The organism is Nocardia sp. CNS-044, assembly GCF_059570515.1.
Genome location: NZ_JCANSX010000005.1, coordinates 835195 through 857814, shown reverse-complemented (window position 1 = coordinate 857814; position 22620 = coordinate 835195). Strand labels below are relative to the sequence as shown.

Here is a 22620-nt window from a genome sequence, read left to right as displayed (position 1 = left end):
GGCCCCATCCACCCGCCTCGGCTCGCCGATCGACGTCACACCGCAGTCCCGGAGATATCGCTGGTACCGCGGGTACCGTGGTCAGTTGGTCACCGTGGCGTTTGCCAATCGGTAACCCTCATGTGAAACAACCATCGGGAAACGCAAGGCAGGTCTATGAGAGGTGGGCCGGACGTGATGCTCCAGCCGCAGGTCGACACCGCGGTGGGCACTAGCCCGACGACCGGGCAGTCGTTGTCCGACCCCCTGCTACGCGGCGCTGCGGCGCCTCCGCCGCGCACCCTCGTCGACATCCTGACCGCCACCGCGCGAGCCCATCCGGACGCGCACGCCATCGATGACGGCGAGATTCTGATCACATACCGCGAGCTGCTCACCGCGGTCGAGGCACGAGCGGCCGAGCTGGTCGAGGCCGGAGTCCGCGCTGGCGACCGGGTCGGCGTCCGAATGCCCTCCGGCAGCGGCGATCTGTACGTCACGATCCTCGCCGTGCTGTGGGCGGGCGCCGCGTACGTCCCGGTCGACGCCGACGATCCCGACGAGCGGGCCCGGCTGGTCTTCGGTGAGGCGCGGGTGAGCGCCGTCGTCACCGTCGAGGGCATCCGTGCCGTCGTAACATCCACCGCCCCAACCTCTCTCACGGCCGGTGAGGACACGGACCACACGTTCCCCGCACCCGACGACGACGCCTGGATCATCTTCACCTCCGGCTCCACCGGCACCCCGAAGGGCGTCGCGGTCACCCACCGCAACGCCGCCGCCTTCGTCGACGCCGAGGCGCGACTGTTCCTGCGGGACGCGCCCATCGGCCCCGGTGACCGTGTCCTCGCCGGTCTCTCGGTCGCCTTCGACGCCTCCTGCGAGGAGATGTGGTTGGCCTGGCGGCACGGCGCCTGCCTGGTGCCCGCGCCGCGTGCGCTGGTGCGCACCGGCGCGGACCTCGGCCCCTGGCTGGTCCGCCGCGAGATCAGCATCGTCTCGACGGTGCCGACGCTGGCCGCGACCTGGCCCGCCGAGGCGCTGGAACCGGTCCGGCTGCTGATCTTCGGCGGCGAGGCCGTGCCGCCCGAACTCGCCGAACGCCTTGCTGGGGACGAGGATTCGGGACGCGAGCTGTGGAACACCTACGGCCCCACCGAGGCCACCGTTGTGGCGTGCGCGGCCCTGCTCACCGGGGAGCCGCCGATTCGCATCGGATTGCCTTTGGACGGCTGGGATCTGGCCGTGGTCGACGCGCAGGGCAACCCGGTCGGCGAGGGCGAATCGGGCGAACTCGTCATCGGCGGCGTCGGACTCGGCCGCTACCTCGATCCGGCCAAGGACGCCGAGAAGTACGCTCCACTGCCCGGGCTCGGCTGGGAACGCGCCTATCGCAGCGGCGATCTGGTCCGCAACGAGAGCGCCGGGCTCGTCTTCCTCGGCCGCGCCGACGATCAGATCAAACTCGGCGGCCGTCGCATCGAGCTCGGCGAGATCGACAACGCGCTCCAGCATCTGCCCGGTGTCACGGGAGCGGCCGCCGCGATCCGAACGACCAAGGCGGGCAACAAGATCCTGGTCGGCTACCTCACCGGCCCCGATGGCGACTTCGACGCGCGCGCGGCGCGCGAACTGCTCGCCGACCAACTGCCCGCACCGCTGGTGCCGCGCCTCGCGGTGGTCGATGAGCTGCCCACCCGCACCTCGGGCAAGGTCGATCGCGACGCGCTGCCCTGGCCGCTGTCCAAGGCCAAGCCCGCCGACGCCGACATGTCCCCCACCGCGCGCTGGGTCGCCGGACTCTGGGACGCCATCCTCGGCGCCGAGGCGACCGGCCCCGACGCCGACTTCTTCGACCTCGGCGGCGGCTCGCTCGCCGCCGCCCAGCTGGTCACCGCGCTGCGCGAACGCTATCCGCGGGTCGCCGTCGCCGATCTCTACGACCATCCGCGCCTCGGCGCGCTCGCCGACCTGCTCGACGCCAGCGCCCCCGCCGCCGCGGTCGCGGAACGCACCGTGCGTCCCACTCCCCGCACCGCGCAGTGGGTGCAGGTACTCGCCACGGTGCCGCTGACCACCCTGACCGGATTGCAGTGGCTCACCTGGCTGGCCATCGTCGGCAATATCGCGGCGTGGTCGGGATCGCTGCCCTGGCTGCCCCGGCTGTCCTGGTGGTGGGCGCTGATCGCGTTCCTGCTCTTCATCTCCCCGCCCGGCCGGATGGCGCTGTGCGTGGCCGGTTCGCGCGTGCTGTTGCGCGGCATCGCGCCCGGCAGCTATCCGCGCGGCGGCTCGGTGCACCTGCGCCTGTGGGCCGCGGTGCGATTGTCCGAGGCGAGCGGCGCCGAGAACCTCTCCGGCGCACCCTGGATGGCGCCCTTCGCGCGGGCGCTCGGCGCGCGCATCGGCAAGGGTGTCGACCTGCACACACTGCCGCCGGTGACCGGGATGCTCGAACTGGGCGACGGGTGCAGCGTGGAACCCGAGGTCGATCTGTCCGGCTACTGGATCGACGGCGACCTCGTGCACATCGGCCCGATCAGCATCGGCCCCGGCGCGGTGGTCGGCGCGCGCTCGATCCTGCTGCCTGGCACGAGGATCGGGAAGAACGCCGAGATCGCTCCAGGTTCCGCCGTTTCGGGGAAGGTCAAGGCCGAACAGGAATGGGCGGGCTCGCCCGCCGTGAAGGTCGGCCGCGCCCGGCACCGGTGGCCCGCGCACACGCCGCCGCGCGCCCGGCACTGGGTCCCGATCTTCGGCATCACCTCGATGGCGCTCGCCGCCCTCCCGATCCTCGGCCTCGGCGCGGGCGGCGCGTTCCTGGCCTGGTGGGTCCGGGACACCACGACGCTCACCGCCGCGCTCGGCCGTGCCTTCGCCGTGCTGCCGGTGGCCGTGCTGCTCGTGCTCGGCGTGTACGCCGCGGCGACCGTCGTCCTGGTGCGTCTGTTCGCCATCGGGCTGACCGAGGGCCACCATCCGGTGCGCAGCCGCGTCGGCTGGCAGGCCTGGGCCACCGAACGCCTGCTCGACTCGGCGCGCACCTTCCTGTTCCCGCTCTACGCCAGCCTGCTGACGCCGCTGTGGTTGCGCCTGCTCGGCGCGAAGGTCGGCAAGCACGTCGAGGCGTCGACCGTGCTGCTGCTGCCGAAGTTCACCACCGTCGCCGACGGCGCCTTCCTGGCCGACGACACCATGGTCGCCGGTTACGAACTCGGCGGCGGCTGGCTGCGCATCGGCGAGGCCAAGGTCGGCAAGCGAGCGTTCCTCGGCAACTCGGGGATGACCGCGCCCGGCCGCCGGGTACCGAAGAACGGGCTGGTCGCCGTGCTCTCTGCCGCGCCGTCGAAGGCCAAGGCGGGGTCCTCGTGGCTCGGCAGCCCGCCCGTGCGCCTGCGCCGCGCCTCCGAAACCGCCGACGCCAGCCGCACTTTCGATCCGCCGCGGCGGCTGCGCGTCGCGCGGGCGATCGTGGAGACGTGCAGGCTGATTCCGGTGCTGGTCACCTTCGCCATCGGCCTCGGCGTGCTCTTCGCACTGGCCTGGCTGGCCCAGCGGATCGGTCACCTGCCGACCGCCCTGCTCAGCGGCGTCGTGCTGTTGGTCGCGGGCGCGATCGCGTGCGGCAGCGCGGTGGCCGCGAAGTGGTTGCTGGTCGGCCGGATCCGGGCCGAGGAGCATCCGTTGTGGAGCTCGTTCGTCTGGCGCAACGAGGTCTCCGACACCTTCGTCGAGACCGTCGCCGCGCCCTGGTTCGCCCGCGCCGCGACCGGAACACCGGTGCTGAATCTGTGGCTTCGCGCGCTCGGCGCGCGCATCGGCCGCGGGGTATGGTGCGAGTCCTACTGGCTACCGGAGGCGGATCTGGTGACACTCGGCGACGGCGCGACGGTGGAGCGAGGCTGCGTGGTGCAGACCCATCTGTTCCACGATCGGATCATGGCCATGGACACCGTCACCCTCGGCGCGGGCGCCACCCTCGGCCCGCACTGCGTCGCCCTGCCCGCGGCGGGTCTGGGCGCGGGCGCGACCGTCGGGCCTGCCTCGCTCGTCATGCGCGGCGACACCGTGCCGCCGTCGACCAGGTGGTGGGGCAACCCCATCGCACCGTGGCACGAACCGGGCGAGGAGGGCTGATGGGTGAGAAGTTCTACGAGAAACCCATCGATGACTACCTGCCGCAGAACGGCAATCGCGGCTATCGGGTCTCGCGGTACGAGCTCGACCTGGTCTACCGGGTGGCGAGCAACCGGCTGAGCGGGCGCGCGGAGATCACCGCGGTCACCACCGCCGTCCAGCCTCGGTTCAGCCTCGACCTCGCGCAGGCGCTGACGGTGTCGAAGGTGTTCGTGAACGGCGCCAAGGCCGCGAAGTACGGTCACCAGCACGGCAAATTGGTCGTCACGCCGCAGCAGCGGATTCCGGCGGGCGGCGTGCTCTCGATGGTGATCCAGTACGCGGGCGTGCCGAAGCCGGTGCGCGGGCAGTGGGGCGAGGTCGGCTGGGAGGAGCTGTCCGAGGGCGCACTGGTCGCCAGCCAGCCCAACGGGGCCGCGTCCTGGTTTCCCTGCGACGACCACCCGAGTTCCAAAGCGAGCTACCGGATCTCGATCACCACCGACAGCCCCTACTACGCCGTCGCGAACGGCACCCTGATGCGCAAGCAGACCAAGGCGAGCCAGACCACCTGGGTGTACGAGCAGCCGGAGCCGATGTCCAGCTACCTGGCCACCATCCAGATCGGGCACTACCGCAAGCATCGCGTCGGCCCGGCGCACGGACCGGTGCCCATGCAGGCGGTCGTGCCGCCACGGCTGCGGGCCGAGTTCGAACACGACTTCGCGCGCCAGCCGCGGATGATGGAGGTCTTCACCGAACGGTTCGGCCCCTATCCATTCGGCGGGTACACGGTGGTGGTCACCGACGACGACCTGGAGATCCCGATCGAGGCCCAGGGCATCTCGGTGTTCGGCGCCAACCACTGCGACGGTCGCCGCGGCTCCGAACGGCTCGTCGCGCACGAACTCGCGCACCAGTGGTTCGGCAACAGCCTGACCCTGCGCCAGTGGCGCGACATCTGGCTGCACGAGGGCTTCGCCTGCTACGCGGAGTGGATCTGGTCCGAGGCCTCGGGCGGGCCGACCGCCGATCAGCTGGCCCGGGCCGTGCGGCACAACTTGGCACGGCAGCCGCAGGACATCGTCATCGGGGACCCCGGTCCCAAGCGCATGTTCGACGATCGGGTGTACAAACGCGGCGCGCTCACCCTGCACGCGCTGCGCCTCGAACTCGGCGAGCCCGGCTTCTTCGACCTGCTGCGCGAATGGGTGCTGCGCTACCGGCATTCCTCGGTGAGCACCGAGGAGTTCACCGATCTGGCCGGGCACTACAGCCTGGTTCCGCTGCGTCCGCTGTGGGACAGCTGGCTGCGCGACGAGCCGCTGCCGCAGCTGCCACCCTACGGCGGGCAGGCCGGCGCGCGCTGAGTTCGCTCAGAACACCAGATAGCGGGTGGCGAGTTCCTCGACGATCGGGTCGTCCTCGGCGACGCTGTCCAGGGTGTCCAGGTCGGCGGCCACCGAGATCTGCCTCGGGTCGTCGTGTTCGTTGTCGGGCGCGTCCTCGGCCAGCTGGCGCAGCAGCTTTTCACGCACCCGCGCCTTGAGTGAATCCGTCATACCGAGAGCTTGCCCGGTTCGGGGCGCGGGAATCTCCCATGGCCGGAGCGGAGGCGGCGGCTCACCTAGACCGGCGCCAGCCACGTACCCCAAGGCGTGTTGCGCAGCACCGAGTAGACGACGAACAGCGCGAGCACCGTCCACATGAACGGGCGCGGGAGGTCGGGGACGCGGGGGCGTTCGCCGCGCCAGGCACGCACCGCCCAGTCGCCGAGGAACAACGCGAAGGCGAGGAGCAGCGGAATCGCCAGCAGGTTGCTGTGCAGCGAGTCCAGCAGGCGGCCGTCGGTGAGGTTGTGCACGGCGCGCATGCCGCCGCAGCCGGGGCAGTACAACCCGGTCAGGCCGTAGATCGGGCAGATCCCGTAGGAGCCCTCCACGTGCGGGTCACGGAAGTGCAGCAGGACCACGGCTCCGACCGCGGCGCCCGCCGCGAGCGCGGGCAGACCGAGCGCGCGCCAACCGGTACGCCGTACCCGCTGCGGTGGCGGGAACGGGGGCTGGCCTGCGAGGTGCGTGGTCTCCACGAGAAACCACGGTAGCGGGGGCGAGCCGGTCGGCGCTACAGCCGTCGGGCGGTTGGCGCGCGACTGTCCGGCCGTGCTGCTCCCGGCTCGAAAGTGCCTGCGGATGGGGCTAATCCGGTTGTGCGAGGCGCAGGACGTTGCCCGAGGGATCGGTCAGGTCGAAACCGGGACCGCCGGGACCGTCCTCGGGGCAGCCCGGCTTGGCGTACCGATAGTCCTTGGCGGCGAGCTCGGCGTGCAGCGCGTGGATGTCGCCCACCGCGATCCACACCACCGATCCGGGGGTGCCGTCCCCGTGGTGTTCGCTCAGATGCAGTTTCGCGTCCGACCGGGACACCTGGGCGTAGAGCGGGAAGTCCGCACCGAACCGGTGCTCCCAGTCGACGGTGAATCCCAGGTAATCGCAATAGAATTCATAGGCCTTCGCGGTGTCGAACATGCGCAGCACGGGGATCGGCGCGGCGAAACGGATGTCCTCGGAGGTCATCGGCCGATCATCGCACCACGCACCGACAGCGCTCTTCGCTCGAGACGCGGAAGGCGCGCGACTTACGCCAGCACCCCGAAGAGAAGCTGCCGACCGTCCGATCGACGAATACGTTGGCGTCGCGCAGCCTATCGGGAGGTCCCGGCCAGGTCAGCGGCCTGATATCGCCGAGAGCGAGCGGGTCCGTGACTCTCGGGCTGATAACGATCGGGTACCGCCGATAGCGGCGCGGGCTCAGGCGGCGATGTACCGGATGTGACTGTTCGAGCCGTCTGCACTCCAGGGGAACTTCGCTCGTGCGCGATGTTTCTCCTTCCGGGCAGAGTTCACCGGACCGAATATTGGGTACCCACAGATATGCGCCAGGATTTCCGCCATCGACCGCTTGCAGTTGCAAGCACTTTGTTCGCATCGTACTGTGGCGGATGACACAAAGGAGTGCACAATGCTGGTGACGTCGATGAAGACACTGGCGGGGGTGCGCGGCGCCGAGCCGCTCACCGCGGCTTACCGTGCCGGACTTCGGTCCCGCACTTTCGCGACAGCTTCGCTGAACAAGCCGACCGCACCCTGCGAGATCATCCCGGTCACGACCGTCGACGGCGCCCAGCTCCGAGTCCACGCGTACGGACCCGCCGACGGTGACGTCATCGTGCTCATCCACGGCTGGAGCTGCTGCATCGAGTACTGGAACCCGCAGATCAACGCACTCGCGGACCGCTACCGTGTGATCGCTTACGACCAGCGCGGACACGGCGAGAGCACATTGGGCCGCACCACCCCGTCCGGCGAAACTCTCGCCGACGACTTGGCCACCGTCCTCGACGCCACCCTCCCGCGCGGCAAGCGCGCCACCCTGGTCGGCCACAGCATGGGCGGAATCACCTTGCAGGCATGGGCCGCCCGCTATCCCGAGCAGGTGCCCGCACGCGCCAACGCGGTGGTGCTCGCCAACACCGCCTCCCGCGAGATCCGCCACGAGACCGACCTCCTTCCGCTGCTGAACAAGCCGCTGACGATGGCGCGACGTCCGGTCACCTTCTTCGGCGCGGGTGTGCGCATGCCGCTGGTCTTCGCCGAGACGCTGCTGAGCGCACCGGTGCCGCTGCCCGGCGGCCCGCTGGTGACCGCCATCATCAAAGCCAGGCTGATGACGAAGAACGCGACCGCCGACGAGGTCGCCTTCTCGCTCGGCATCGTCCGGTCCTGCCGCCCGCTCACCCGCGGCCTGCACGCCGCGGCGCTCGCCATCCTCGACCTGGGCGACGCGGCCAAGCACCTGACCGTCCCCACCACCGTCATCGCGGGCGCGCACGACTACCTGCTGCCCGCCAGGATGAACCGCCCCATCGTCGACGCCCTCGGCGCCGCGGGCTCCCTCGCCGACTACCAGGTCTGGCCCACCGGCCACCTCGGCAACATCGAGGCGGCCGACCGCTTCAACGCCGAAATCGATCGGATCGCCCAGGGCGCGAGCGACCAGCGCGCCACCGCGGTCTGACCCCGATCGTTCTCCCGGGCCGGTCGACGACGCTCGGCCCGGGAGCGACGTTCACGCCTGCTCGAAGCGCAGACAACTGCGGACGAAGTCCTGGACCGGCGCGTTGGCGTCATCGATCGGATTCCACGCGACACCGACCAGGCTGGCGGCGATGCCGACCACCGACCGGAAAACGACACCGGGCCGAGGATAGAAGCGAGCCGCGGATTCCGGCGCCAAGGCGATCCCGTACCCGTTCGCGATGGCGTTCAGCCAGTCGTCCGGGTGCTGGGTGACGGCGCCGATGCGCGGCGGCACGCCTCCCCGCTCGTCGACCGCGAGCCAATAGTCGCGCCACGGACCGGTCGCCTGCGGTGCGGCCACGAACGGCTCGTCGTACAACTCCGCGAACGGGATCTCGTCGCGATCGGCGAACCGGTGCGTACTCGGCAGGACGACGCAGCGCGGCTCAGTGAGCAGCACCTCCACTCGCCACTTCTCCTGACCGGGGATCGGCAGCCGCAGTATCGCTACGTCGACCTGGCCGTCGGCCAATCCCGCGGTCGGATCCGACCAGGCACTCTGGCGCATATCCACCCGCCAGCCCGGCCTGCGCGCAGTGAATTCGGCGATGATCTCCGTGGTGGCCTCGTTGGCGGCGCTGGCCAGGAAACCCACCCGCAGGACGCGCGTCTCCCGCGCGGCCGCTGCGTTGGTCTCGGCCACCGCGCGATTCCAGTCGTCGAGCCAAGCGGGTGCCCGCCGCGCTAGCGCGCGCCCCGCCTCGGTGAGCCCCATTCCCGCTCGTGAACGAGTGAAAAGCGTCGCCCCCAGCAAGGTTTCGAGCTGCTTGATCTGCTTCGTGAGCGCCGGTTGCGAGACGTACAACCGCTCGGCCGCGCGGGTCAGATTCCCTTCCTCGGCCACGGCGGCGAAGTAGCGCAGCAGCCGAGTGTCGACATCCATGCCCCTAGGTTATGGATACAGGTATTGGTGCCACAACGACCACCGAATCGAGACTGGTTGCGCACGCTAGTCACCATCGGAAGGCCTGATTGTGTTCGCCCTCTACGCCACCCTGACCACACTCACCGCGCTCGGCGCCGCGACCGGGGCGTGGATGAACTTCGTCCGCCACCCCATCCCCGTAGCCGCCGCGAAAGAGGTGCGGGTCCCGCAATCGTGGATGCTCCCGCTGGGCTCGCTGCTCGCCGCCGGAGCGCTCGGCCTCGTGGCGGGTTTCGCCATACCGATCATCGGCATAGCCGCGGCCACGGGCCTGGTCCTGTACTTCGTCGGCGCGGTAATCGCTCACTTACGAGTCGCGGACTTCCATCTCGCTCGAGTATCCACAGCCCTCACCCTTACCGCAGCCACCCTCACCACCACCCTGCTCTACCAAATCGGCTGATCCAGTACGCTTTTCGCGAGGTATGACAATCGAGGTAGGTGCCGTCGCCGAGAACCGGACCAAGAGACTCGGCCCGCCTCGCGGGTGCGAGACGGGCCGGGCTAGGGCTCAGCCGACTACTTCACGAAGTCGCGCACACCCTCGAAAACCGTCGCCGACGCCAGCAGCGACAGATGGCCGAGGCACAGCGTCCGGGTGTTGGCGGCACCGCTGAGAATAGTGCTCTCATCGGGGTTGATGATCTCGTCGCACGGTGACCACCAGGTGCCGTAGTTCACTTGACCGGGGGTTTCGTCGGTGCTGTTCAGGTCGGTCAAGAAGGCCGAGCCGGGCCGCATCTCCACACAGGAGACGTCGAGGCATCCGTTGGCGACTTCGGTGCCGTGGTTGGGGCCGCCGATGGAGACCCAGTCGTCGACGGAACCCAGGCCGCCGAGATTCTTCAGGTACCAGCGACTGTTGAGGCCGCCCATCGAGTGAGTGATGATGTCGACCTTGGCGGCGCCGGTTTTCGCGCGCAGCGCATCGACCTGCGACTTCACCTCCAGCGCGATGTCCTCGTTCGACTGGGAGCTGTCGTAGCTGAATCGTGCGATCTCTCTGACGGAGTACCCCGCGCCCAAGAATCGGCCCCACATGTAATCCCAGTTCGACGCCGATCCCTGCCAACCGTGGACGAAAAGTATCGGATCTCGCGCCGGCGCCGCAGCGGCCTGTGGCGTGGCGATGCCGAGTGCGGCGGTGGCCGTCGCGACCAGGGTGATTGCGGCCATCCCGAGGCGGCGCGCGGTCGATGTGATGTGCATGGGTGTCGACTCCGATCCGCTCGCTTCATTGCGAGCAGACAGAAACTAGCGCCGCAAGGTTAATCTTGCTCACTGTGGAACTTGGCTGTTTCAACTTGCCGTAGAGTCCCTGGATATCGCGATTGGCCGCCGCGCTGCGGGGCGGTCTTCCCGCCGGTTCACACACTGTTGGCACACTGAAACGAGAAAAGCCCTCCCCGGCGAACCGGAAAGGGCCTCTGACCTGGAGCCGCCTGGGGGAATCGAACCCCCGACCTTTTCATTACGAGTGAAGCGCTCTACCGACTGAGCTAAGGCGGCGTGCCTCTCGGCCACGCGAGTCTATCGTCTCCGCCCCCTGATCGCGAAAACGGGTGGTTCAGCAGGGTGAACGTCAGGCGGATTGGGCGGCCATGATCGCCGCGACCATGGCGGCGAGGGCGAAGCGGGGCTTGACGTTGAGGTCGAGGGCTTCGCGGCAGTCGAGCACGGCCTCGATGGAGCGCAGCAGGCCTTCGGGGCGCACGCGATCGGCGAGGTCGTGGATCTGGTCGGACAGGTCGGGGTGGGTGAGGGCGACGCCCGAGCCGTTGCGCGCCGCGCCGAAGCGGACGGCGAGCGCGTCGCGGTACACACCGGCCACGTCGATCAACGCGCGGTCCAGTGCGTCGCGACCGGTGCGGGTGGCGCGGGATTTCTGGCGGCGCTCGAGATCCTTGAGCACGCCCGCGGAACCGCGGGTCGCACTCGCCGCCCCCTTGCCGGTGCCGCCCGCACCGAGCGCGGTGGCCAGCTCCTCGCGTTCGCGTTCGTCGCGGGCCGCGCTCATCTGCTTGGCCTCGTCGTCGGCGGCCTTCACCAGTTCGTCGGCGGCGGCGTAGGCCGCGCCGGGACGTCCGACGGCCGCCACCAGGGCGAGCGCCCGCTGCCTGCGCGCCCTCGCCTCTTCGTCGGTGGCCAGCCGCCGGGCCCGCCCGACATGGCCGCCGCTGATCGAGGCCGCCCAGTTCGCGGTCTTCTCGTCGAGCTGGTCCCGCTCCTTCAGCACCTTGGCGATGGCGGGCACCGACGGGGTCACCAGGTGCACGTGCCTGCACCGCGAGCGCAGCGTGATCGAGATGTCCTCCGGATCCACCGAAGGGGCGCACAGCAGGAACACCGTGCGGTCCGGCGGCTCCTCGACCACCTTGAGCAGCACGTTTCCCGCCGCCTCTGTCAAACGGTCGGCATCCTCGATGACCACCACCTGCCAGCGTCCGGTGCTCGGACGGCGCGCGGCGATCTGGACGATCTCGCGCATCTCCTTGGTGCTGATGCTCAGTCCCTCGGGCACGACCCGCCGCACGTCGCCGTGGGTGCCCGCCATGGTCGTGGTGCAGGCGTGACACTTTCCGCAGCCGGGCACGCCGGGATCGGTGCACTGCAATGCCGCCGCGAAGCACAGCGCCGCAATGGATCTCCCCGATCCGGGCGGACCGGTGAACAACCAGGAGTGCGTCATCGCGCCCTCGACCGCTCCCGCGCGGGCCGCGATCGCGGCAGCCGTCAGCTCGGACTCGACCGCATCCTGGCCGACCAACCGATCGAAGACTCCCGCCACGGCATACACCCTAGTGGTGCCGTCCGACAAAGTCCGCAGCCCGGGCGGCCCCGGGGGGCTCTCCCCGCCACCCGCTCTCGGCCTGTCCGTCGCGACACGCGGCAGTGGACGCGCGGGTCGTTGACCAGGCTCATCGCACAGGCGGATCCTCGATGCGGAGGTGGAATCATCGTGAGAATCCTGTTGATCGCCGGGGACGCCGCCGAAGACCTCGAGGTCTTCTACCCCTACCAGCGCCTGCTCGAGGAGGGGCACGCCGTGGACATCGCGGCGCCGACCGTCAAGAAGCTCCAATTCGTCGTCCACGACTTCGCGGACGGCTTCGACACCTACACCGAGAAGCTCGGCCACAGCTGGCCCGCCGACATCGCGCTGGCCGACGTCGTGCCGCAGGACTACGGCGCGCTCGTGGTTCCGGGCGGACGCGCGCCGGAGTACCTGCGCAACAACCCGGACTGCCAGCGCGTCGTCCAGCACTTCGCCGAGCAGCGCAAGCCCATTGCCGCCCTCTGCCACGGCCCGCTGATCCTCGCCGCGGCGGGCGTGCTCACCGGCCGCTCGTGCAGCGCCTACCCCGCCCTCGCCCCCGACATCGAGGCGGCGGGCGCCAAGTTCGTGGACAGCGAAGCGCACGTCGAGGACAACATCGTCACCGGCCGCGCCTGGCCCGACCACCCGGCCTGGATGCGCGAATTCCTCCGCCTCCTGCGGTAATAGATGGCGGTATTCAGCGACACGTGCGCGGCGTCGGCCGCGGCCGACGCCGCGGCGTGCAGATCCTCGGGCAATCGCAGATTCAGGTTCGACATAGCACCAATTCGATACCACGCCACGTGTGCGGGCTCGAGACGATCAGTCCTCCCGAACCCGGTCACGCAGCGCGGACCACCCAGCTCCAGTCCGTTGGCGGGCGCTCAGGACTTCTCGGCGGCCGCCTTCTTGGCCGGGGCCTTCTTCGCGGTGGTCGTCTTCTTGGCGGCGGTCTTCTTCGCCGTGGCCGTCTTCTTGGCAGCGGTCTTCTTCGCGGCCGTCGTCTTCTTGGCCGCGGTCTTCTTGGCCGCCTTCTTCACCGGCCCGCGTGCGCGCCGGTCGGCGAGCAGCTCAGAGGCGCGCTCGTCGGTGATGGACTCGACCTCGTCGCCCTTGCGCAGACTGGCGTTGGTCTCACCGTCGGTGACGTACGGACCGAAGCGGCCGTCCTTGATCACCATCGGTTTGCCGGTCGCCGCGTCGTTACCGAGTTCACGCAGCGGCGCCGCGCTCGCGGCCTGCCTGCCGCGGCGCTTCGGCTCGGCGTAGATCTTCAACGCCTCGTCCAGCGAGACGGTGAAGATCTGATCCTCCGACGCCAGCGACCGCGAGTCGGTGCCCTTCTTCAAGTACGGGCCGTAGCGGCCGTTCTGCGCCGTGATCTCCTCGCCGGAGGCCGGGTCCGCGCCGACCACCCGCGGCAGCGACAGCAGCTTCAGCGCGTCGTCGAGGGTGATCGTGGCGAGATCCATGGACTTGAACAGCGAACCGGTGCGCGGCTTGGGCGCTGCCGCCTTCTTGGCGGTCTTCTTGGCGGGCGTCTCCTCGGCGGCGGGCTCGGGCAGGATCTCGGTGACGTACGGGCCGAAACGTCCTTCCTTGGCGACGATTTCGTTCCCGGTCTCCGGATCGACGCCGAGACTGCGCCCTTCCTGCGGTGTCGCGAACAGCTTCTCGGCGGCCTCGGCCGTCAGTTCGTCGGGCGGCAGATCGTCGGGCAGGTTGGCCCGCTGCGAGATCGGATCACCCTCGGGGTCATCGGGATTGACGACCATGCGCTCCAGGTACGGCCCGAACCGGCCGACCCGGACCACCACGTCGCGGCCCTCGTCGTCGGTGAAGAGCTTGATCGAGTTGACCTCGCGGGCGTCGATGTCGTCGAGCTGCTCGCCGACCATCTTCTTCAACCCGCCGGAGCGCGCGACCGAACCCTCGACGCCGTGATCGCCGCCGAAGTAGAAGCTGGACAACCAGTTTCCGCGCTGCTCGCGTCCGCCTGCGATGGCGTCGAGATCGTCCTCCATGGCCGCGGTGAAGTCGAAGTCCACCAACCTGCCGAAGTAGGCCTCCAACAGACCGACCACCGCGAACGCCACCCACGACGGAACCAGCGCGCTGCCGCGCTTGTACACGTATCCGCGGTCCAGGATCGTCTTGATGATCGAGGAATACGTCGAAGGACGGCCGATGCCGAGCTCTTCGAGCGTCTTGATCAGCGAGGCTTCGGTGTAGCGCGCGGGCGGATTCGTGCTGTGCCCATCGGGATTCAGCTCGACCGCGGTGACGCCCTGGCCCTCTTCCAGTGCGGGAAGCCGGGATTCGGCATCGTCGGACTGGCCGCCCGCCTCCTCGTCCACGCTTTCCACGTACGCCTTGAGGAAGCCGGGGAAGGTGATCGTGCGACCCGAAGCGGAGAACACGCACTCCTCGCCGGTACCCGCGACACCGGTGATGCGCAGCGTCAGCGTGGTGCCGCGCGCGTCGGCCATCTGCGAGGCGACGGTGCGCTGCCAGATCAGCTCGTACAGGCGGAACTCGTCGTTGTCGAGCCGCGCGTGCAGCTGACCCGGCGTGGCGAAGGTGTCGCCCGCGGGGCGGATCGCCTCGTGCGCCTCCTGCGCGTTCTTCACCTTGCGGGTGTATTGGCGCGGCGTCGGGTGCACGTACTCCGCGCCGTAGAGCTGGGTCGCCTGCGAGCGGGCCGCGGCGATCGCCGACTCCGACAGCGTGGTCGAGTCGGTACGCATGTAGGTGATGTAGCCGTTTTCGTAGAGCCGCTGCGCCACCCGCATGGTCCGCTCGGAGGTGAAACGCAGCTTGCGGCCCGCCTCCTGCTGGAGCGTCGACGTCATGAACGGCGCGTACGGCTTGCGGCTGTACGGCTTGGCCTCCGCCGAGGAGACCACCAGATCCGCGCCGTCGAGCGCCTCGGCCAGCCGTCGGGCGTAGCCCTCGTCCAGGACGATCACGCCGTTGGTCGACTTGAGCTGCCCGTCGGACCCGAAATCTCGACCGGTCGCGACCCGCGCGCCGTCGACGTTCACCAGTCGCGCGCCGAAGGTCCGCGGATTCGAGGCGTCGACCGCCTCGCCGGAACCGGCGTCAAGCTTGGCCGCGATATCCCAGTACTCCGCGGAACGGAACTGCATCCGCTCCCGCTCGCGCTGGACGATCACGCGGGTCGCCACGGACTGCACCCGGCCAGCCGACAACCGCGGCATGACCTTCTTCCACAGGACCGGGCTGACCTCGTAGCCGTACAACCGGTCCAGGATGCGCCGGGTCTCCTGCGCGTCGACCAGATCCGGATCCAGCTCGCGGGTGTCCGCCGCCGCGGCCTGGATGGCGGGTTCGGTGATCTCGTGGAACACCATCCGGCGCACCGGCACCTTGGGCTTCAGCGTCTCCAGCAGATGCCAGGCGATGGCCTCGCCCTCGCGGTCGGGGTCGGTGGCCAGGTACAGCTCGTCGGCGTCCTTCAACAGGCTCTTGAGCTCGGTGACCTTGGCCTTCTTATCCGGGCTCACCACATAGATGGGCTCGAAATCGTTGTCCACGTCCACACCGAGGCGCGCCCACGGCTGCCCCTTGTACTTGGCGGGCACGTCCGCCGCTCCGCGCGGCAGGTCCCGAATGTGGCCGACCGAGGCCTCGACCGTGTAGTTGCGGCCCAGGTAGGGCGCGATCTTGCGGGCCTTGGTAGGGGACTCGACGATCACGAGACGACGCAGGGGACGGCCCTGGTCGGCTGCACCGCGGTCTCGTGTTGCCACCGGCGAATACACCTTTCCTTCTCGACCCGCGCGGCGCGCTGGTGCGCGTTCGTGCGCGGTTTGGGGCAAGCGGCGGCGACGCTGACATCGCTACCAGTCACGTTTATACCTTGACGCTGGTTGTGGTCGAGTGCTTGCGACCCGAACCACTGAGCGTACGTGATCGCTGCCGATCAGTATGCCCTGTTGTTCGGCGCGCTGGTGCGCGCGTGTTCGCGGCCACTTATGTCTCGCTTCCGAGCGGTCGAGACTCGCGACTGCGTCGCGTGCGCTCCGACCGTTCGGAAGCGAGACGGCCGCGGACGGGCTCGTAAGGCTCGCCCTGGGCTGGTTGGTGGGGTGGGGATATTGGGGTCGTCGCCGATATATACGGAGTGCGGGGGCGAGTTGGATGTGTGCGCGTGTGCCAATCGCTTTGAATGACAAGGCGCTTCGCCGCGGGGCAGGTTCTCGAGCTGGATGAACCGGGATCTCGGCCTGCTCACCGCCGAGGTTCCCGGAGTTCGGCCTACGTCCACGAGGACCGCCTGCGCGCTGTTCGCGGGCGCGGACCGGATCGCGCCGTTCTGCCGCTGCTGACGACTGGGTGCGTAACCGTGGCTCGGCCTCCGACATGCGCGGGCCAGATTTCACAGCTGTGCGACGGGCGAGCGTATGCGCCGCGTGCCAGTACCGGTCGCGGTGTCGTGGCTGGGTCGGATGTTCGGGCAGCGATCGGACCGAGCACGCGGCTGGGCGTTAGGTGCCGCACGCTGCGGTTTTTCCATCTGAAACGACCCTCGCACCGCAATGCGCGCCCACTCCGGCGACCGATTCGAAGCTCGCGAACCGGCATCCTTCGAGCAACGCGGCCCCGCGGAGTCGACGCCGGTCAGCAGCCGCGCATTTAGTTCATATTTTTCACGGACCGCCGGTGCCCTTTCCGGCCTACCCCGGATATAGCTCGTCCCCCACCTCCGGCTCACCGGTGGTGGGGGACGAGCTGTGGATTGAGCGTCGCTCAGCTGAGCGCGCGGACTCCGGTGGCCTGGGGGCCCTTGGTCCCCTGGCCAACCTCGAACTCGACCTTCTGGTTCTCCTCGAGGGTCCGGAAGCCCGACCCCTGGATCTCGGAGTAGTGGACGAAGACGTCAGCGGAGCCGTCCTCGGGCGCGATGAAGCCGAACCCCTTCTCCGCGTTGAACCACTTCACAGTTCCCTGTGCCATTCTGTTCCTTCTCTTTTCTTACCGGAACGGCGGACAACTGGGTTCGTCCACCGGGTCCGTTCCGACCGCTGTACTCTTGGTTCCCCCTGCAGGAAAGCACCAAGCACACCGTTCGCAACATCGATCCTGCTGACGGTTTGGACTTTGGATCCGTCCCTCGAACACAGAAGCTTGCGACCAGGAACTAGTGAACCATGTCTTCGAGCAATTCAACAGTCGAGTTACCGACAATTTGCAAAAAAGTTGATCTTGCGAATGTGCAGGTGAGGGACACAATGCTCGAATCCGTACTTCAGGTTCGTTTGCCCCTGGATAACCGGGACAGCATCTGGCAAACCAGATGTGATCCAGGTCGCTATTTGGTATCGAAATGGCTGGTGGAGCTTCCCACTCGCACACGTTTCACACTTTCCTCGCGTGTCGGAGCCTCGGCATCGTGAATCCGACCGATCAGGCGGCGCGGACCGAGCGCGACAGCAGCCCCGGCTACGGGCGATCGTTGCTGAATCGTGTCCAAAGCGGCGGCCGCGACGGCGATCCCCGGTTGACCCACGTCGTGGAGCTACCGGCGCGGGATGCTGGCTGCACCGAATGGCCGGATTGGGCCGCTCCCGACGTGGTCGAAGCCCTCCGCGCCTGCGGAATCGACGCCCTATGGACGCATCAGACCAGGACCGCGGAGTTGGCTGCCGCTGGACGGCACGTCGTGGTCAGCACGGGGACCGCGTCCGGTAAATCCCTCGGCTATCAATTGCCGGTGTTGACGGCTCTATTGGACGACCCGAAGGCCACCGCCCTATATATCTCGCCGACCAAGGCGCTCGGCGCCGACCAGCTGCGCGCGGTCGGCGCGCTGACCCACGAGGGCCCGCTGCGGGATGTGCATCCGGCGACTTACGACGGCGACACACCCGCCGAGATCCGGCAGTGGGTCCGCGCGAACGCACGGTGGATCTTCACCAATCCGGACATGCTGCACGTCGGCATGCTGCGGTCACACCAGCGCTGGGCCCGGGTTTTCCGCAGGCTGCGGTATGTGGTCGTCGACGAATGCCATGCGTATCGGGGCGTCTTCGGCTCGCACGTCGCGCTGGTCCTGCGCAGGCTGCGGCGGATCGCGGCCCGCTACGGCGCCGATCCGGTCTTCATCCTGTGCTCGGCGACCACCGCCGAGCCAGCGGCCGCGGCGTCCCGCCTGATCGGCGCGCCCTGCGTCGCCGTGACCGAGGACGGCTCGCCGCAGGGCGCGCGCACCGTCGCGCTGTGGGAGCCGCCCCTGCTCACGACGCTGACCGGCGAAAACGGTGCGCCGGTCCGCCGCTCGGCGACGTCGGAGGCGGCACGGATCATGGCCGATCTGGTGATCGAGGGCGCGCGAACGCTGACCTTCGTCCGGTCCAGACGCGGCGCCGAACTCACCGCGATGGAAGCGCGGCGGCTGCTCACGGAGGTCGATCCGGCCCTCGCCGAGCGGATCGCCGCCTACCGCGCCGGATACCTCGCCGAAGATCGGCGCGACCTGGAGACCGCACTCTCCGACGGTTCCCTGCTCGGCGCGGCCAGCACCAACGCACTGGAACTCGGCGTGGACATAGCGGGCCTGGACGCGGTGGTTATCTCGGGTTTTCCCGGCACGGTCGCCTCCTTCTGGCAGCAGGCGGGCCGGGCGGGCCGGCGTTCCCAGGGTTCGCTGGTCGTGCTGGTGGCCAGGGACGACCCGCTCGACACCTACCTCGTCCACCATCCCGAGGCGCTGCTGGACAAGCCGGTCGAGGCCACCATCACCGACCCGCGCAATCCCTATGTATTGGGCCCGCAGCTGCTGTGCGCGGCGCTCGAGCTGCCGCTCACCGATGCCGAAGTCGAGGAACTCGGCGCCGGTGAAGTCCTCGCCGACCTCGCCGCCGAACGTCTCATCCGGCGGCGCGACGCAGGTCAGGACGGCGCCGCCCGCTGGTACGTCACCGCGGACGCGCATCCGCACGACAACGTCGACGTCCGCGGCGGCATCGGCGCGCCGGTGGCCATCGTGGACGGCGAGACCGGCAGGCTGCTCGGCACCGCCGATGCCGGGCGCGCCCCGGCGACGCTGCACCAAGGCGCCGTCCACCTGCACCAAGGCGAGACCTATGTGGTGGACGAGCTCGACATGGAGGGCGGCGTGGCGTTCGTACACGCGGCCGAACCCGGGTGGACGACCAGCGCGCGGCAGGTCACCAATATCGCCGTCGACGCGTTCACCGAGCAGCACCGACACGGGGCCGTGACCAGCGCGTTGGCGCAGGTCACCGTAACCAGCCAGGTGATCGGCTACCTGCGCACCCTGCCCACCGGCGAGGTCCTCGACCTGGTCGAACTGGATCTGCCGCCGCAATCCCTGCCGACCCGCGCCGTTCTCTACACCGTCACACCCGCGCTCCTGGTCGCCGCCGGAATCGACCCGCGGCAGGTGCCCGGCGCACTGCACGCCGCCGAGCACGCCGCGATCGGCCTGCTGCCCCTTGTCGCGACCTGCGACCGATGGGACATCGGCGGAGTCTCGACGGCGGAGCACCCGGACACCGGCCTGCCCACCGTCTTCGTCTACGACGGCCAGCCCGGTGGGGCGGGCTTCGCCGAGCGCGGGTTCGCCCAGCTGCACCGCTGGCTCTCGGCGACGCTGTCGGCCATCGAGTCCTGCGCGTGCGCGGAGGGCTGCCCGTCGTGCGTGCAGTCGCCCAAGTGCGGCAACGGCAACCACCCGCTCGACAAGGGGGCCGCCGCGCGCCTGTTGACCGCCGTCATCGCGGAGTTGAACGACCGACCCGACGGTTCTATTCGCCCAGGTCACAGCGCGGATCTCGGTTCGTGACAGCTGCGTCCCACGAGCGTGACCGGACCGCCATCTAGGGGGTGGTTTCCGGGAGTCGGCTGCCTCCACCAGCCCTCTTCCGCCCTACCAGGCGCGGCGGTGCCGCCTGGCCGAATAAAAAGGATTAGATTCAGGTTAACTGGGCTATTGCCGTGGCCTTGGACACTCGACGTGCGGATTCATAGCCAACATATTCCGCCCGGCGCGGAAAATAGATATCGCATCGTAATTATTCGAATAATCCTATTGTCTGTTCGACATCACAACAAACACCGGAGAGTGTTAGTACGTACCGGTCACTCTTCTTCTTCGACCGGCCCCGCCCGGGCGATCGCGTGCACTGTCCGCGCACCGAACAGACCCATTGGTACATTTCGCGCCACCGACACCGTGGCATCCCATCCGTCGACCCGGCACTCACTAATCCGCGCGCCCATCCGTCGCGCCACCTTCTCGCCCGCCGCGCACCCCGCTTCGACTCCTCCGTCCAAAGCCCCGGCCGCCGCCAGCGCGGCCAGATCCGCCCCCGCCTGCGCCCGATGCCGCGCCACCACCACCGCTCCCACCTGCCCGATCGACAACGCCGCCGCGATCAACCCCACCAACGCCACACACGCGAACACCGTCGCCCCGCCTGTCTCCCCTCGCCATGCCGGGCTGCTGGTGCCACCGCATCTGAGCATGGGCGATCCGGATCTCCCGTTCACCGCGTCACCTCCGGTTCCAAAGCCGCCACAGCCTCCGCGCGTAGCTCGAGGGGAAGGAGGGGCGTTCGCGCGGAGACGACCGCGACGACGTGAGCGCCTTCCGTACGGAGCGAAATGGTTGCGTTCGGTGGGGCGACCTGCCTGGCGATGGTGACGGCGTTGGGCTCGTCGCCACGCGCCGCCAGTCGTGCCGCCTCGCGGGCGGCGTCGACGCAGCGGACCTGTGTCGACGCCGCGAGCAGTGCTCCGAGGCAGGCCATCACCGCGACAACGAGAGACCCGAGCGCGATCGCCGCCTCCACCGTGACAGCACCGCGATCGCCCGCGATCCGTGCAGAGCCAAGGCGCCGCCCAACGCCCGCCGCGACAGTGGAGCGCCCCGCAGCACTTACCGACACAGTGGAGCGCCGCGCCGCGGCCGCCAGCCCGGTGAAGCACCACGCGGCACCACCAGCCGCAGCGAAGCGCCGTACGCCACGCGCCACCACAGTGGGAGCACCACACGGCACGCGCTGCCACAGTTGAGGGCGCGCAGCACCCTCCGGCACAGGGAAACTCGCGGCATCAGCCATCACAGTGGAGCGCCGCGCGCGACCCGCCGCCACAACGGAACACCGCACGACACCCACCACCACGGCGAAGCGCCGCGCAGCACTCGCCACAGGGGAGGGCCGCGCGGCGCCCGCCGTTACACCGTGGTGTTCAAGGCGCGGTCGATGATCCTTGTCAACGCGTCGACGATCGAATCTCCGGTCACTACCCCGTAGAGCACCGCGCCGAACGCTGCCGCGGCGATCGTGCCGATGGCGTATTCCGCTGTGCTCATGCCGTCGTCGGCAGCGGCTGCCCGTACCGTGCGGAGCTGGAGTCGCGCGATCGCTTCTCGTGCGCGAGCACGCAACTGCCGGGAGGGAAACCTCGAATCCGCCATATCTACTTCGGCTCTCGTCGATGCGGCATCCCGATGCCGCACGGCGACCGCGGCATTCGCAGGCACCATGTGCCGACTCGTTGGATCCGCGCGGTGCGCCCTCCTTCGCGACTTCACACGCCTCCGAGCCAAGCGAACACCCGCCATGCGGGCGGCCCGCCGGATCGAACTTCCCGGCGATCTCGCCGTGTCCGTCGCGGAACCACGCAGCGCGCGGACCACTTCGGCCGTCGAATCCCGTGCGGCCGTGTGGGCGCGAGCGCACCATTCGGCCAGCAGCGGGCCGCCGACTCGTCGCGGCGCGCGAGCCGTCGGTTTGTCGATTCGCACCGGCTTCCCCTTTCCCTTCGGCCCGCGCGGCCCCTCCGCGCGGGTAAGACTGCTGCGGCCGTGCGCCATCGGCGAGGCGGTACCCATTCATAGGAGACCGCCATCCAAGACCCGCCCCGCCAGGCCGATCACCACGGGCACGATGCCCAGGCAGAGGAACGCGGGCAGGAAGCACAGGCCGAGCGGACCGCCGATCAGCACGCCGGCGCGTTCCGCTCGGGCCGCCGCCACATCCTCGACCGCGCCGCGGTGCTGATCGGCGAGTTCTCCCACGGCCACCGCCAGCGACGCGCCGGAGCGCGCCGAACGTCGTGCCATCCGGGCCAGCGAGTCGATCTCGGCCGAGCCCGGCCGCCCCGCCGCTTCCCGCGCCGCGCGCTCCCACGCGGCGCTCGGCTCCGATCCGAGCGCCAGCAGGTCCGCGGCGGTGCACAGCGCCGCACCGACCGACCACGGCGCTCCACTCGCCACAGCTCGCGCCGCACCCGCCATCGGCAGACCCGCGCGCAGACATGCGGCAAGCAGATCGAACACCGAGGCGATATCGAGCGGGTCGCCCGCGCTCGGCTTCTCCGGTTTCGTATTCGTCGCGCCTGCGACCGGCGCCAGCAGCCGCAGTCGGCGATTGGGACCAACGCGCCCCGGCCACAGCGCGAAGGCTCCGGCCAGCGCCAAAGTCGCGACGCCCGTCTCGATCGTCATGGCGACTCCCCTTCCGCAGCAATGAATTCGCACGTACAGGCCGACCGCTCGCGGTTCCGGACAACCACCGCGGACCGGCCCCGACTTCGCCCAGGCAACGGCGGCTCGATCGTCCGCAGAAGGCGGTTCTCGTTGTGGCGAG

The 22620-nt window shown here is 69.3% G+C and carries 18 protein-coding genes, 1 tRNA gene and 1 pseudogene; 6 read left to right on the top strand and 14 right to left on the bottom strand.

Features of this window, described 5'->3' with window-relative positions; translation table 11 throughout:
* Nucleotides 1-177 precede the first annotated feature (177 nt).
* Together T333_RS04880 and T333_RS04875 are read left to right on the top strand one after the other, a co-directional pair.
* Complete coding sequence (locus T333_RS04880) at nucleotides 178-4116, top strand: Pls/PosA family non-ribosomal peptide synthetase (protein ID WP_496424142.1); 3939 nt, start codon at nucleotides 178-180, stop codon at nucleotides 4114-4116.
* Nucleotides 4116-5465 carry a M1 family metallopeptidase gene (locus T333_RS04875; protein WP_496423767.1) on the top strand — a complete coding sequence of 450 codons (1350 nt, stop codon included), beginning with the start codon at nucleotides 4116-4118 and terminating at the stop codon, nucleotides 5463-5465. Before T333_RS04880 ends, T333_RS04875 begins: the two co-directional genes overlap by 1 nt.
* Nucleotides 5466-5471: 6 nt before the next feature.
* Here T333_RS04875 and T333_RS04870 read toward each other — a convergent pair whose 3' ends face one another.
* The 3 genes from T333_RS04870 to T333_RS04860 form a co-directional block, all read right to left on the bottom strand.
* Entirely contained in the window at nucleotides 5472-5657 is a 186-nt protein-coding gene (locus T333_RS04870) for a hypothetical protein (RefSeq protein ID WP_355000498.1), read from the bottom strand.
* A 65-nt stretch (nucleotides 5658-5722) separates the two neighbouring features.
* Nucleotides 5723-6184, bottom strand: a complete 462-nt coding sequence (locus T333_RS04865) for a DUF2752 domain-containing protein (protein ID WP_355000499.1) — start codon at nucleotides 6182-6184, stop codon at nucleotides 5723-5725.
* 109 nt (nucleotides 6185-6293) lie between these two features.
* Nucleotides 6294-6671 carry a glyoxalase superfamily protein gene (locus T333_RS04860; protein WP_355000500.1) on the bottom strand — a complete coding sequence of 126 codons (378 nt, stop codon included), beginning with the start codon at nucleotides 6669-6671 and terminating at the stop codon, nucleotides 6294-6296.
* A 445-nt stretch (nucleotides 6672-7116) separates the two neighbouring features.
* On the opposite strand from T333_RS04860, the gene T333_RS04855 reads away from it, so the two are divergent.
* On the top strand, nucleotides 7117-8172 hold the full coding sequence (locus T333_RS04855; protein ID WP_355000501.1) for an alpha/beta fold hydrolase: 1056 nt from the start codon (nucleotides 7117-7119) through the stop codon (nucleotides 8170-8172).
* 51 nt (nucleotides 8173-8223) lie between these two features.
* Here the strand turns inward: T333_RS04855 and T333_RS04850 are convergent, their stop codons facing one another.
* Nucleotides 8224-9117, bottom strand: coding sequence for a LysR family transcriptional regulator (locus T333_RS04850; protein ID WP_496423766.1), 894 nt, complete (start codon nucleotides 9115-9117; stop codon nucleotides 8224-8226).
* Between the two features lie 91 nt (nucleotides 9118-9208).
* Here T333_RS04850 and T333_RS04845 point away from each other — a divergent pair, with 91 nt between their 5' ends.
* Nucleotides 9209-9562, top strand: a complete 354-nt coding sequence (locus T333_RS04845) for a DoxX family protein (protein ID WP_496423765.1) — start codon at nucleotides 9209-9211, stop codon at nucleotides 9560-9562.
* 116 nt (nucleotides 9563-9678) lie between these two features.
* Here the strand turns inward: T333_RS04845 and T333_RS04840 are convergent, their stop codons facing one another.
* From T333_RS04840 to T333_RS04830, 3 genes are all read right to left on the bottom strand, one after another.
* The gene (locus T333_RS04840) at nucleotides 9679-10368 is read right to left on the bottom strand and encodes an esterase/lipase family protein (protein WP_496423764.1); all 690 of its coding nucleotides are present in this window, start codon (nucleotides 10366-10368) and stop codon (nucleotides 9679-9681) included.
* 224 nt (nucleotides 10369-10592) lie between these two features.
* Nucleotides 10593-10668, bottom strand: a tRNA-Thr gene (locus T333_RS04835).
* A gap of 73 nt (nucleotides 10669-10741) precedes the next feature.
* Nucleotides 10742-11947 carry a DNA polymerase III subunit delta' gene (locus T333_RS04830; protein WP_496423763.1) on the bottom strand — a complete coding sequence of 402 codons (1206 nt, stop codon included), beginning with the start codon at nucleotides 11945-11947 and terminating at the stop codon, nucleotides 10742-10744.
* Between the two features lie 171 nt (nucleotides 11948-12118).
* On the opposite strand from T333_RS04830, the gene T333_RS04825 reads away from it, so the two are divergent.
* Nucleotides 12119-12661 carry a DJ-1/PfpI family protein gene (locus tag T333_RS04825; RefSeq protein WP_355000506.1) on the top strand — a complete coding sequence of 181 codons (543 nt, stop codon included), beginning with the start codon at nucleotides 12119-12121 and terminating at the stop codon, nucleotides 12659-12661.
* A 17-nt stretch (nucleotides 12662-12678) separates the two neighbouring features.
* Here the strand turns inward: T333_RS04825 and T333_RS04820 are convergent.
* The 3 genes and pseudogenes from T333_RS04820 to T333_RS04810 form a co-directional block, all read right to left on the bottom strand.
* Nucleotides 12679-12756: pseudogene (locus T333_RS04820) on the bottom strand (toxin-antitoxin system HicB family antitoxin); the annotation flags it as partial.
* Between the two features lie 105 nt (nucleotides 12757-12861).
* The gene (gene topA, locus T333_RS04815; RefSeq protein ID WP_355000573.1) at nucleotides 12862-15696 is read right to left on the bottom strand and encodes a type I DNA topoisomerase; all 2835 of its coding nucleotides are present in this window, start codon (nucleotides 15694-15696) and stop codon (nucleotides 12862-12864) included.
* Nucleotides 15697-16750: 1054 nt separating this feature from the next.
* Nucleotides 16751-16957 carry a cold-shock protein gene (locus tag T333_RS04810; RefSeq protein WP_011206895.1) on the bottom strand — a complete coding sequence of 69 codons (207 nt, stop codon included), beginning with the start codon at nucleotides 16955-16957 and terminating at the stop codon, nucleotides 16751-16753.
* 499 nt (nucleotides 16958-17456) lie between these two features.
* Between T333_RS04810 and T333_RS04805 the strand changes: the two genes are divergently transcribed.
* Nucleotides 17457-19808, top strand: coding sequence for a DEAD/DEAH box helicase (locus T333_RS04805; protein WP_496424141.1), 2352 nt, complete (start codon nucleotides 17457-17459; stop codon nucleotides 19806-19808).
* A gap of 296 nt (nucleotides 19809-20104) precedes the next feature.
* On the opposite strand, the gene T333_RS04800 is transcribed toward T333_RS04805, so the two are convergent.
* The 4 genes from T333_RS04800 to T333_RS04785 all read right to left on the bottom strand — a co-directional run bounded on the left by T333_RS04800 (nucleotide 20105) and on the right by T333_RS04785 (nucleotide 22478).
* Nucleotides 20105-20491, bottom strand: coding sequence for an Rv3654c family TadE-like protein (locus T333_RS04800; protein WP_357256496.1), 387 nt, complete (start codon nucleotides 20489-20491; stop codon nucleotides 20105-20107).
* A gap of 20 nt (nucleotides 20492-20511) precedes the next feature.
* Nucleotides 20512-20817 carry a TadE family type IV pilus minor pilin gene (locus tag T333_RS04795; RefSeq protein WP_496423762.1) on the bottom strand — a complete coding sequence of 102 codons (306 nt, stop codon included), beginning with the start codon at nucleotides 20815-20817 and terminating at the stop codon, nucleotides 20512-20514.
* 386 nt (nucleotides 20818-21203) lie between these two features.
* Nucleotides 21204-21446, bottom strand: coding sequence for a DUF4244 domain-containing protein (locus T333_RS04790; RefSeq protein ID WP_357256492.1), 243 nt, complete (start codon nucleotides 21444-21446; stop codon nucleotides 21204-21206).
* Between the two features lie 417 nt (nucleotides 21447-21863).
* Nucleotides 21864-22478, bottom strand: a complete 615-nt coding sequence (locus tag T333_RS04785; RefSeq protein WP_355000509.1) for a type II secretion system F family protein — start codon at nucleotides 22476-22478, stop codon at nucleotides 21864-21866.
* Nucleotides 22479-22620: the final 142 nt, after the last annotated feature.

Coding starts and splice junctions, on each gene's coding strand:
- T333_RS04850 (WP_496423766.1), bottom strand. CDS start 9,117: ATGGATGTCGACACTCGGCTGCTGCGCTACTTCGCCGCCGTGGCCGAG.
- T333_RS04785 (WP_355000509.1), bottom strand. CDS start 22,478: ATGACGATCGAGACGGGCGTCGCGACTTTGGCGCTGGCCGGAGCCTTC.
- T333_RS04870 (WP_355000498.1), bottom strand. CDS start 5,657: ATGACGGATTCACTCAAGGCGCGGGTGCGTGAAAAGCTGCTGCGCCAG.
- T333_RS04840 (WP_496423764.1), bottom strand. CDS start 10,368: ATGCACATCACATCGACCGCGCGCCGCCTCGGGATGGCCGCAATCACC.
- T333_RS04800 (WP_357256496.1), bottom strand. CDS start 20,491: ATGCTCAGATGCGGTGGCACCAGCAGCCCGGCATGGCGAGGGGAGACA.
- T333_RS04875 (WP_496423767.1), top strand. CDS start 4,116: ATGGGTGAGAAGTTCTACGAGAAACCCATCGATGACTACCTGCCGCAG.
- T333_RS04860 (WP_355000500.1), bottom strand. CDS start 6,671: ATGACCTCCGAGGACATCCGTTTCGCCGCGCCGATCCCCGTGCTGCGC.
- T333_RS04810 (WP_011206895.1), bottom strand. CDS start 16,957: ATGGCACAGGGAACTGTGAAGTGGTTCAACGCGGAGAAGGGGTTCGGC.
- T333_RS04880 (WP_496424142.1), top strand. CDS start 178: ATGCTCCAGCCGCAGGTCGACACCGCGGTGGGCACTAGCCCGACGACC.
- T333_RS04855 (WP_355000501.1), top strand. CDS start 7,117: ATGCTGGTGACGTCGATGAAGACACTGGCGGGGGTGCGCGGCGCCGAG.
- T333_RS04790 (WP_357256492.1), bottom strand. CDS start 21,446: ATGGCGGATTCGAGGTTTCCCTCCCGGCAGTTGCGTGCTCGCGCACGA.